Annotated in this window: 10 protein-coding genes and 1 pseudogene; 7 read left to right on the top strand and 4 right to left on the bottom strand. The window is 45.4% G+C overall.

What is annotated here, in order from left to right; translation table 11 throughout:
* Position 1 precedes the first annotated feature (1 nt).
* Complete coding sequence (locus tag VYM24_RS06635; protein ID WP_217712958.1) at positions 2–499, bottom strand: hypothetical protein; 498 nt, start codon at positions 497–499, stop codon at positions 2–4.
* 144 nt (positions 500–643) lie between these two features.
* On the opposite strand from VYM24_RS06635, the gene VYM24_RS06630 reads away from it, so the two are divergent.
* The 6 genes and pseudogenes from VYM24_RS06630 (at position 644) to VYM24_RS06610 (ending at position 6,711) form a co-directional block, all read left to right on the top strand.
* Positions 644–1,096, top strand: coding sequence for a hypothetical protein (locus tag VYM24_RS06630; protein WP_044268521.1), 453 nt, complete (start codon positions 644–646; stop codon positions 1,094–1,096).
* Positions 1,097–1,196: 100 nt separating this feature from the next.
* Positions 1,197–1,634 carry a hypothetical protein gene (locus VYM24_RS06625; protein ID WP_044268524.1) on the top strand — a complete coding sequence of 146 codons (438 nt, stop codon included), beginning with the start codon at positions 1,197–1,199 and terminating at the stop codon, positions 1,632–1,634.
* An 8-nt stretch (positions 1,635–1,642) separates the two neighbouring features.
* Positions 1,643–2,857 carry a sodium ion-translocating decarboxylase subunit beta gene (locus VYM24_RS06620; protein ID WP_009130245.1) on the top strand — a complete coding sequence of 405 codons (1,215 nt, stop codon included), beginning with the start codon at positions 1,643–1,645 and terminating at the stop codon, positions 2,855–2,857.
* Positions 2,858–3,593: 736 nt separating this feature from the next.
* Positions 3,594–3,932, top strand: a complete 339-nt coding sequence (locus VYM24_RS06615; protein ID WP_299093622.1) for a hypothetical protein — start codon at positions 3,594–3,596, stop codon at positions 3,930–3,932.
* Positions 3,886–4,068 (top strand): annotated as a pseudogene (locus VYM24_RS25385) (hypothetical protein); the annotation flags it as partial. The gene VYM24_RS06615 and the pseudogene VYM24_RS25385, both read left to right, overlap by 47 nt.
* A 48-nt stretch (positions 4,069–4,116) precedes the next feature.
* The gene (locus tag VYM24_RS06610) at positions 4,117–6,711 is read left to right on the top strand and encodes a beta-mannosidase (protein WP_330941809.1); all 2,595 of its coding nucleotides are present in this window, start codon (positions 4,117–4,119) and stop codon (positions 6,709–6,711) included.
* A gap of 86 nt (positions 6,712–6,797) precedes the next feature.
* On the opposite strand, the gene VYM24_RS06605 is transcribed toward VYM24_RS06610, so the two are convergent.
* Positions 6,798–8,264, bottom strand: a complete 1,467-nt coding sequence (locus VYM24_RS06605) for a catalase (RefSeq protein ID WP_330941808.1) — start codon at positions 8,262–8,264, stop codon at positions 6,798–6,800.
* A 161-nt stretch (positions 8,265–8,425) separates the two neighbouring features.
* Here VYM24_RS06605 and VYM24_RS06600 point away from each other — a divergent pair, with 161 nt between their 5' ends.
* Entirely contained in the window at positions 8,426–9,091 is a 666-nt protein-coding gene (locus VYM24_RS06600) for a M15 family metallopeptidase (RefSeq protein WP_044268546.1), read from the top strand.
* A 68-nt stretch (positions 9,092–9,159) separates the two neighbouring features.
* On the opposite strand, the gene VYM24_RS06595 is transcribed toward VYM24_RS06600, so the two are convergent.
* Both VYM24_RS06595 and VYM24_RS06590 read right to left on the bottom strand, forming a co-directional pair.
* A complete protein-coding gene (locus VYM24_RS06595) occupies positions 9,160–11,175 on the bottom strand; it encodes a S8 family serine peptidase (protein WP_330941807.1) in 2,016 nt (671 codons plus the stop codon).
* Between the two features lie 223 nt (positions 11,176–11,398).
* On the bottom strand, positions 11,399–11,842 hold the full coding sequence (locus VYM24_RS06590) for a hypothetical protein (RefSeq protein WP_330941806.1): 444 nt from the start codon (positions 11,840–11,842) through the stop codon (positions 11,399–11,401).
* Positions 11,843–11,900: the final 58 nt, after the last annotated feature.

Genomic DNA, 11,900 nt, shown 5'->3' with positions numbered 1-11,900 from the left:
TTCATTGAATATACAGTGTTCCTTCCTTGTAAGTCATGATTATGGTTTTATCGCCCGTCTGATAAGACTTACTTGCTTCTGATATTACATCTATCTCGCGCATGGCTCCATCGCGGCTCACCTGTACGGTATATCTGCCATCCCCCTGTTTAAAGTAGATGGTACATTCGCGCCCTACAAGCTGTTCCGTCTTTTCCGTCTTATTCACCTGCTGCAACTGATAGGCTTTCTTATAGAGAAACCACACGGCAAATACGAAAAACAGACCAATCAGAATGGCAACGGCATAACTCTGAATGTCAGTATTTCCAATCAGATACATGTACCAGCCGAAACCGATACCGAAATGCGTCAGTCCCTTAAAAGACACCATGCTGCTGATGTCGGCATCCACGTCTACATCCGCATCAATGTCTCCGAAGAAGATGGAAAGGATAAACTGTATCACAAAAATACCAGTTGTGACTACGGCGATAATCAGAAATATGTTACTACTCATAGGAATTTGAGTTATTGTGGTTTACGATATATTTAGATATATTATTCCAAATATACACATTTGCAGAACATGCGCAAAGAAACCGTTCTCTATTTAACAAAATTTTCTTGAAGGGGAACACAACATTACACAAAGATATTTGTTATGTTTGCGGACGCTACGATGAAACATCTGCACTATATATTCTTATTCATGTGCCTCGCATTAGGAATGTCCGTCATTCTGCAAGAGGAACAGCCGGCACTTCGGATGCTTACCGAAGCCTCGGCGGATGATTCCGTCACTCCTGTCCAAACAGGGTGTTTCATTTCAATGTCAACCGATTACTTCTCGACCATTGCCCACCGCCCCTTCTTCAACGATGAAAATAATGAGCGTAAAATCAATGGTATCCTTTTCCAGGAGAATTTCTACAATCAGGCCAGTGCTCCCTCGAAACTGCTGAAACTAAAAATCCATCCATCTGCAGAACAGATGCAACGTATATTTTCCACCCATTTACGGGTGGAACAGAATGCCAGTCTTTCTTTCACCCCCAGCGCTATCCGTTATTCTTACGGATACTACGTCTACGAGCTGAAACATATTCTGATTTAAACCGCCACCTTACTTATTACCAACCATTTTCCGGAGGTATGCCATTGGCGTGTCTTTGGTCAGTCTATTGTTTATTCACTTCTAAATTAATGCGATAACTATGCTCGATTTATTAATAGCCACCCTCGAAATGATGGGGCTTACATTCGTGATCGGCTTCTTCGTGGCCTTCATCATCAAAATGATTGCCGTTGCCGCCGACTCATTCGACTTCTACAGCTCACACCAGAAAGAACTGCTTCGCCTGCGACGTCTGCGCAAACTGCGCCAGAAGGTAGAACTCATGATACGGGACATCCCCATGGAAGATAACGGACTTCTCGATGACAAACGCGAAGAGTTCAGCCGGGGAGTAAACCGGGAACTTACCGACTATCACGGATATTACCACGGGGTAAGCACCGGAGTCTCCAAAACGAACCTGGTAGATTATTACTACCCCGAAGATACACACATGATGTACCTGAATCAACAAGAAGAGATGCTATATCAAAAAAATAAGAAACACTCCGGCAAATCAGCCGATAAGACCAAATAAGAAATAGTATGGAAAATATAGATTTCGCGACCCTGTTCCAAGGTTTTGGAACGATGATGGAAAGTGGCTACCTGCTTGCGTCAGCCCGTGTATTTTTAATCCTTTTAGGTTTGCTGCTTATATATCTGGGCTGGAAAGGAGTGCTCGAACCTATGGTAATGATTCCGATGGGACTGGGTATGGTCGCCATCAATTGCGGAACACTTTTCATGCCGGACGGCACATTGGGCAACCTCTTTCTCGACCCGATGCTTTCGGACACGGACGACCTGATGAATACGATGCAGATAGACTTTCTGCAACCTGTCTATACGCTCACCTTCAGCAACGGATTGATAGCTTGCTTTGTGTTTATGGGTATAGGCACATTGCTGGATGTAGGCTTTCTGTTGCAGAAACCTTTCGTCAGTCTTTTCCTGGCTCTATGCGCCGAACTGGGTACTTTCCTGACTATCCCCGTAGCTTCGGCTCTGGGACTGACCTTGCAGGAAAGTGCTTCCGTAGCCATGGTAGGCGGTGCAGACGGTCCTATGGTTCTGTTCACGTCACTGGCTCTTGCCAAACATTTGTTTGTGCCTATCACCGTAGTGGCTTACCTGTATCTCGGACTGACCTATGGTGGCTACCCGTATCTGGTGAAACTCCTGGTTCCGAAACGTCTGCGTGCCATCAAGATGACTTCAAAGAAAGCTCCCAAGAATTATGATGCCAAAGTGAAACTGGCATTCTCGGCTGTACTGTGTGCGGTGCTGTGTTTCCTGTTCCCGGTAGCTTCACCGCTGTTCTTCTCCCTCTTCCTGGGAGTGGCTGTACGTGAATCGGGTATGAAGCATATCTATGATTTCGTCAGTGGTCCGCTGCTTTACGGTTCTACATTTATGCTGGGCGTATTGCTGGGTGTGCTTTGTGACGCGCACTTGTTACTCGATCCGAAAATTCTGAAACTGCTGGTATTGGGTATAGTGGCATTATTGCTTTCCGGTATCGGCGGCATCATGGGTGGATACATCATGTACTTTATCAAGAAGGGAAATTATAATCCGGTGATCGGAATTGCCGCCGTCAGTTGTGTACCCACTACGGCAAAGGTGGCTCAGAAGCTGGTGAGCAAAGATAATCCGGACTCGTTTATTCTGGGAGATGCCTTGGGAGCGAATATTTCCGGGGTTATCACGTCGGCCATTATTACGGGTATTTATATTACGATTATCCCATATCTTTAAAAAAGGGGTGAGGGAAAGTTGAACAGAGAGCAATTTGTTCATTTGCGGAGCGGATATGAATCAGCTACAAGCTACGGGCTACAAGTACCTTTCGGAACATAGTGCAGCTACTTGTAGCTTGTAGCCCGTAGCTTGTAACTGATTCCCTTTCCATACTTTATTGTCAGATATTATCATTGTGCAATTTTATCAAGTGTCAGCGTCTTTCGGCGGGAGGTAGATGACATTTTCAAGAGTCCGTACGAAGCGGAAAAGTCCGGCGGCAAGTCAGCGGTCATGACATACGCTTGTCACCGCTGATGAGAAGCGCATGTCATGGGTGGTGACAAGCGCTTGTCATGACCGCTCCCCTGCGCACCCCTCTACAGATACTTCCGGGCGGGGTATACAGACACGTCTTGCATGTGAAAAGGCTCCGGTACTGGCAGAGGGTTCTGTCTTTCACCGGAACCTTTCTTCCACATTCACTGGCCATTTCATCCGCCTTGAAAGTGGGTGACTGATGGCTTGGCAACGGTGTGGAAAATGCAAGTCTTTATTGCCGTACAGACAAGGGATAGGCGGAATCATTTATCAATGTGAATCAGTAGTTGAAATTGATGAATACCTGTACATCCCAGCAGAATCCTCCTCTTCAAAATAGTATCATTAAACAGCAAAATCTAGTCATATCGGAAAAGGTATGTTCTGTACATTTGGACACAGAATAATTAAACCTTTAAACGTACATGCCGATATGTTCAGACACATCCTTTATTATGTAACTTCAGTCTTCCTTCTACTTCATCCATCCGCCTGTTATTCCACTGATTATAAATCGGATAAAGAGACAGAAAAGCGTATCGGGATACTCCTCGGAAAGATGACACTGGAAGAGAAGATAGGGCAAATGAACCAATTGCACTGCGAGAACTTCCCATACCTTAAAGCCGAAACGCGCAAGGGCAGAGATGTGATACACGGAAAACCGCACCGTTTGTCCGAAACGGGAAAACCGCTGGTTACAGTAGTCATGGCAGGGCGACCGCTTCCCATTCGGATATGGCTTATCCTATACAACATTTGCATACAGTAATCTGCAATTATCCTCCACTCAATATACCCGGAATGAAGTAATTATCATTACCTTTGACCTAACTAATACCGGCAAAACGGACGGCACCGAAATAGCGCAACTCTATTTCCGCGACCTGGCAGCATCCGTAACCCGACGGGAAGGATTAAAAGCGACATTCAACATAACTCAATAACTAACAGTCATGAAAAAACTGAATTTGAACATGAAGCGAGCGTCACTACTGACCTCATCACTCTTGTGCAGCGCCCTGCTGATAGCCGTTCCTCTCCGGAAAGAGCTGAACGAAGGCTGGCAATTCAAACAGGCCCGGCTCAGTAACTGGTATCCCGCCACCGTTCCCGGAGTGGTGCACACCGACTTAATAAACAACAAGATCATCGCAGATCCCTTCTTCCGCCTCAACGAACGCGGTATACAGTGGATAGATAAGGAAGACTGGATCTACCAGACTTCCTTCCAACTGCCCCCCGAAATGATGGAGAGGCAGAACATCGACCTCGTATTCAAAGGACTCGACACTTATGCAGACGTATATCTGAACGAAAAGAAAATACTGGAGACCAACAACATGTTCCGTGAATGGAAAACAGACATAAAGGCGGAACTGAAACCCGGAGAAAATATCCTGAAAATCTATTTCCATTCTCCCATCAAGGTGGACATTCCCAAATGGGATGCACTGCCCTACCACTACGAAGCCAGTAACGACCAGTCCGAAAACGGTGGATTATTCGACAAGAAAGTCAGCGTATTTGCCCGCAAAGCCGGTTATCATTACGGCTGGGACTGGGGACCTCGCTTAGTGACCTCCGGCATTTGGCGTCCTGTATACATTGAAGCATGGGATGACGCCCGACTCAGCGATGTCTTCATCCGTCAGCAGGAAGTCAGTAAAAGCCGTGCATCCATCGTGGGAGAAATAGAAGTTCAATCAGATAAGGAAATAGACGAAGCCACCCTTACGGTGACTGATGCCGCTTCCGGCAGAGTAATGGCAGGCAAAACCGTTTCCCTCCACAAAGGAAACAATAAGATTTCCCTTCCGTTTATCATCCGGAATCCCCGATTGTGGTGGAGTAACGGACTGGGTGAGCAACATTTATATGACTTCCGTACCGCGCTTGCCATCAATAACAAAACATCCGACATTCAGAGCACACAAGTGGGTATCCGCTCGCTGAAGATCATCAACCGCCCGGACAAGGATGGAAAGACGTTCTATGTGGAACTGAACGGAGTCCCCGTCTTTGCCAAAGGAGCCAACTACATTCCGCAAGATAACTTCCTGCCACGCGTCACACCGGAACTGTACGAAAAGACAATCCTTGACGCCGCCAATGTCAACATGAACATGCTTCGCATCTGGGGCGGCGGCATTTATGAGAATGACCTGTTCTATGAACTCTGCGACCGCTACGGCATCCTCGTCTGGCAAGATTTCATGTTTGCATGCAGCCTCTACCCCGCTGAAGGGGAATTGCTGGAGAATATCCGCCAGGAAGCCATCGACAATGTGAAACGTCTGCGAAACCATGCCTGTATCGCCCTCTGGTGTGGAAACAACGAATGTAATGACGCCTGGTTCAACTGGGGCTGGCAGAAACGATACAAGGCGCAGAATCCGGAGTATGAAAAGAAGATCTGGAAACAGTTCACCGATCAGTATTACGTCACCCTTCCCGAAGTTGTGAAGGAATACGCACCCGAAAGTTTCTATTGGCCTTCTTCTCCTTTCGCCCGTGAAGACGGTGGCAGCGATGACCACAACGGCGACCGCCACTACTGGGATGTGTGGCATGGTAAAAAGCCCATCGAGACGTACAACAAAGAACGAAGCCGTTTTTTCAGCGAATATGGCTTCCAATCCTTCCCCGAATTTGAATCCGTGAAGCGCTACGCTCCCTGTGAAGAGGACTGGGATATCTATTCGGAAGTCATGATGTCCCATCAGCGCGGAGGCATGCACGCCAACCAACTGATTGAGACTTATCTGCTGAACGAATATCGCACACCCAAAAGCTTCGAAGCCTTCCTCTACATGAACCACGTGCTGCAAGGAGATGCCATCAAAACAGCCATCGAGGCACACCGCCGGGATATGCCCTACTGTATGGGAACTCTCTTCTGGCAACACAACGACTGCTGGCCCGTGGCTTCCTGGGCAAGCCGCGACTACTACGGTCGCTGGAAAGCGCAGCATTACTTTGCCCGCAAGGCTTACCGTGATATTCTTGTTTCTCCCATAACCGACGAAGACGAAGTATTGAACATCCAGGTGGTTTCCGACCGCCTCAAATCCTGTAACGGCACGCTACAGGTAGAAGTAATGAAACTGACAGGAGAGAAAGTGAGCAGTTTCAAACGAAATATAAAGATAGACGCCAACAGTAGCCAGACGGTATTCTCAGTTCCTTTGAGTGAAGCCTTAAAAAATACACCGAAAGAAGATGTATTCGTTCATGCCGTCCTGCTGACCGACAAAGGGACAAACAGTTATGCCAATAACTACTTCCTCGTGAAACAGAAAGAAGTGAACTATCCCAAAGCTGCTATCACTTCGAGCATAGAGTTCATCGAAGGCGGTTTCGAACTGACTCTCAACAGCGACAACTTTGCCCGTGCCGTATTCATAACCATCGGCGATATGGACAGTTCATTCAGCGACAATTATTTTGATATATTGCCTGGCTGCTCTGTGAAAGTGAATGTCTATACCAATTTACCGCAAGCTGCATTTGAAAAGCAATTGAAAGTTATCTCCCTGAGCGACGAATAGTTCAGAAGAATACCCCTTGTGTTCTTGCAACAGATACTTATTAAGTATTAACCTCAAGGTTAAGCCATACCACATCCATCCCTTAACTATCGGGTTGCTTTCAATGCTTCATCCAGGTCAAGGCCTAAAGCTTTGGCTACGCCTGTACCATAGGCCGGATCAGCTTTATAGCAGTTGCGCACATGACGTTGCTTAATGAAGAGTTCGGCATCACCCATGGCACGGGCTGTATTTTCGCACGTCAGTTGCTGATCTTCAGCAGACATCAGGCGGAAAAGATCACCCGGCTGGCTGTAGTAATCATCATCGTACTCACGGTCGTTATAGTTATAAACGTCGCCATGAACTTTCAAAGGCGGTTCTTTCTTCTCGGGAGAGTCTTGCCATTCACCGTAACTGTTGGGCTCGTAGCTCTTGGCACTGCCGTAATTACCGTCTACACGCATGGCACCGTCACGATGGTAAGCATGGAACGGGCAACGGGGTTTGTTTACCGGAATCTGTTCCGCATTCACTCCCAAGCGGTAACGCTGTGCATCACCATAAGAGAAAAGGCGTCCCTGCAACATTTTGTCGGGAGAGAAACCGATGCCTTCCACTATATTCTGCGGATTGAAAGCTGCTTGCTCTACTTCGGCAAAGTAGTTTTCCGGGTTACGGTTCAGTTCCAGGATACCTACATCCTGAAGCGGGAAATCTTTGTGCGGCCACACCTTTGTAAGGTCGAACGGATTGATGCGGTATTCGTCCGCCTGCTCTTCCGTCATCAGCTGTATCTGGAATTGCCACTTCGGGAAGTCACCCTTTTCGATGCTCTCGTACAAGTCGCGTTGGTGCGATTCACGATCCTTGGCAATGATAGCCTCGGCCTCCTGGTCGGTCAGATTCTTGATGCCTTGCAGGGTGCGCAGATGGAACTTCACCCAAATACGTTCGTTGGCGGCATTGAAAAAGCTATAAGTATGACTACCGAAACCATGCATGTGGCGATAGGAATAAGGAATACCACGGGGACTCATCGTGATGGTCACCTGATGCAAAGCTTCGGGCAACAAGGTCCAGAAATCCCAGTTATTGTTCGGACTGCGCATATTGGTGCGCGGGTCACGTTTTACGGCATGGTTCAAATCGGGAAATTTCAACGGATCGCGCAGGAAGAATACAGGAGTATTATTTCCCACTAAATCCCAGTTACCTTCTTCCGTATAGAACTTCATGGCAAAACCACGGATATCACGTTCGGCATCGGCGGCTCCCCTTTCACCGGCTACGGTGGAGAAACGTACGAAGCACTCCGTCTTCTTACCTACTTCGCTGAAGATAGCGGCACGGGTGTACTTTGTGATGTCATGTGTTACGGTAAACGTACCGTATGCGCCGGAACCTTTGGCATGCATACGTCTTTCAGGAATCACTTCACGGTCGAAGTGTGCAAGTTTTTCCAGAAACCAGGGGTCTTGCATCATGATAGGACCACGTTGTCCTGCGGTCTGAGTGTTTTGATTGTCGGCGATCAGGCGCCCGTTGGCAGAGGTGAGTTTTTTCTTTTCCATGGTATTTTTGTTTAGAGAACTAATATATGGAACAAATGTAAGGATTCGTAAGTTCATTACAAACAGATAAATTCTATGAGGAAATAGACAAAATCTATGTATTCGCACAGAACGGCTAATCCGGTGGGAATTCGTACCTTTGCAGGCAAAGAAAAAAAGGCATGAAGTATATATATTATTTTCTACTTGCTCTCTGGTTTATCCCCGCATCCGCACAAAAGAGTGAAACGGCAAGATATCTGGAAAGCATCGGACTGGTGAATATTGCCGAAGCGGACAGCTCCATCGTCGTAGACCTGATGTATACCCGGGCGGATAATTTCACGGGAAAGGTGCTATACGAAGATCTGCATGAGGCGTATCTGCATCCCGATGCCATGAAAGGACTGCTACTGGCGCAACAGGAACTGAAAAAGCGATACCCCGGCCGTCGCCTCATCGTGTATGATGCCGCCCGCCCGATGAGTGTGCAGCAGAAAATGTGGAATGTGGTGAAAGGCACCTCCAAGTATATCTATGTTTCCAATCCCGCACGTGGTGGCGGACTGCACAACTACGGTCTGGCGGTAGACATCAGCATACTGGATGAAGCGGGAAATCCCCTGCCGATGGGTACGGAAGTAGACCACCTCGGCCCCGAAGCTCACATTACGAATGAAGCCGCACTGGTGCAAAGCGGGAAAATGACAAAGCAGGAACAGGCGAACCGGCAACTGCTGCGGAGCGTCATGCGTGCCGCAGGTTTTCGCGCATTGCCCAGCGAGTGGTGGCATTTTAACTGGTGCAGCCGGCAGGAAGCTAAACAAAAATACAAAGTTATACCATAAAGTTCCTTATATTCACATAAAATTGGAATGCAAAGATTATTGATGCACATCCGCATCATAAAGCTATATTAAGGGACATATACTTTTTCTCTTATAATAGTTCCATCTTCTAATTGATATTCAATGATATAAAATCCCGGAGACAGATTTGCCGTCTTTATATCAAATGGAGCTATCAGTTTTTTATCAGAGTAAACCTGTTTATATGAAAGATTGTATACTGCAACGGATTTCGTACCGACCTGACGAGAATCCCAACTTGGTCTTCTATAACTGGGAGTAAAATTAAGCCATTCAGACCAGGAACCACATCTATTATGACCTGTAACAAGAATTGTGACTTTATTAGTGTCGTAAGGCATTATATCAGCTTTGTTATCATAGGGCCAGATTCCACAATTACCTTGTAGCAATTCCCAGGTGTAAGAGGTCGCACCATCCATATTTGCTACAACATACATATACTCCCACTCCGTGGCCTCGTCAGCCCCCTCTATATCATGCGTCTCAGGAATACCTGCATGGGGCCACTCTTCTAATGTAACGACTCTATCGTCATAATAGATAGATGCTGCAACAGGTAATGAATACCCGGGAGCGTTAGATATACGCACTTCTATTGAATTAGTACCGTCACCGGATATAATTTCTCCCCCTAAAAAAAGATTCCAGACAATAGAATCACACCTGTCAGTAGAACCTGATAGGGAGAAAGTATGGGTTTCACATTCACATAACAGATCCGGCACTATCATGGTAAATGGCTTACTGGCTATAACAGCTTCGTATGCATCGACTAATCCATAACCTGTTTCATTATTCCAAGTACCATTATTGTCCCTAACCGAATATTGATATGCAGGCAATTTTCTACAAGAAGTATAAATCCAGGAAGCTACAGAACTGGCTAGTGCATCCGGCTTGACAGACAACAGCAAGGCAGCTATACCGGCAACGTAAGGACAAGCAGCTGAAGTACCCCCAAAGTAGCAATAATCACCTGAAGAGGAACCGGTAATACCGCTAATATCCGTTGTATATATGCTTGAGCCGGGAGCAACAACCTTCAAGCCATTACCGTAATTTGAAAAGTCACAACGACTACCGTTCAAGTCCATAGCTCCGACAGAAATTACCTTATCCAAAAGGCAATAGGGATTGACACTACCTGTATATTCATTTCCTGTTGAAAAGACAACAATAGCACCACGTCCATTCCTTCCTTTTGTTGTTGCCGATACGATGGCTTCTTTTACGGTTTTACTTACTCCCCCGGTTGGAAGTATGCCAAATGAGCAACTTAACACATCAGCGTCTCCATCTCTATACGCTTTAATAATCCCATTTGCTGTAGAAGAGGTGGTTGACTTCCACTTTCTTTTACCGTCAATTGTATCCCCAGTTGCTATTCTGACAGGTATCATTTTACATTGGGGAGCAATTCCGGTCATACCTATATTGTTCTCAACAGCGGCTATAATACCGGCACATGCAGTACCATGAAAGTCATCGGGAGCCGCATCTCCATTCTGTCCCGGAGATCCCCAATTCGTTGTATCATACCCGGGAAGCAGATTGGCCTTTAAATCAGGATGATTCAAGTCTACCCCTTCATCGATAACCGCAACTTTTATATCTTTCCCTTTAGAAATTCTCCAGGCAAGTAATGCGTTTACATCAAAACCCGTGAATGTGTTTTTTATTGCCCATTGTTGCGGAGAATAATTATCTACTGTAGCATTGGCAGCAGGAGCATCTGTAAATCTTATAAAATCCGGCTCTGCATAGACTACCAAGTTGGAAGACATTAGTCTATTCACAATATCCAATGTTTTATCAGAAGATGGAACCCGAACTAAAAAAACATCTTCCAACCCATCGATTGGCGACTCTGAGATATATGGAATATTCAACTGACTGAACACAGACTCTATCCTCTCTCCAGAATTCACTTTGACAAGAATATCATCTGTCAGAACATGTATATCTCCATCTTGTGAACGAATTACACGATACACAGCTTCAACATTACTATCACTCCTTAGTTGCATGATATCATCTTCAGAGTTAATGTTTAAAAACATGGATCTTCCTTTTAATGGAATGGTTCTACGATTATTCTTAATTGTCGTTCTTTTTTGCGCATCTGCAACCCCAGTTTTAAAAAGGATATAAGAAAGGGTATCAATAGTTTCGAAGTGAATCTTTTTCTTATTCTCATCCAAATAAGACAGTTGTTTTTGGGCAGATAAACTGTAAAAACAAAAAAACGTAAGTAAAAGTACTGTGTATTTTCTCATACTATCTCTATTTAAGGATTATTGAGCTTACTTGGAAAGAAACAAAATAATCGTCTTTCTCGCTTCTACTATCCGGCCTATTTCCAGCATCCTCATAAAAATAAAATTTTCCACTGAGCAATACTTGTACTGATGACTTATTCATAGTCCAGTCTCTCATTTCCGGAATGGGTAATCCCCCGATAGAGTATAAATTTCCTTCATAATAAAAGGAAATAAAAAATTTATTATCACAGGCCTCATTGTTTCCCGGCACTTCGCTATAGATTATACAATCTTTAGGTAACGGATTCGGTTTCGGAGCGCCATATTCCACTCGGAAAAGTGTCATTTCATAGTTTACAAGTTCTTTTCCAGCAGGATACGGATCTTCATCATCTTTACATGATATTGCCAATAAACACAGAACGCTAAGAGCGAAACAAGCATAATTAATTTTCAATTGTCGCATATTCATATTCTTTAGGTTAAACATTTTACAAATGTAGTATTATTTACATCAATTGATA

The organism is Bacteroides sp. MSB163, assembly GCF_036416795.1.
GTDB classification, from domain to species: Bacteria; Bacteroidota; Bacteroidia; order Bacteroidales; family Bacteroidaceae; genus Bacteroides; species Bacteroides maternus.
This window is presented reverse-complemented; position numbering and strand designations above follow the sequence as displayed.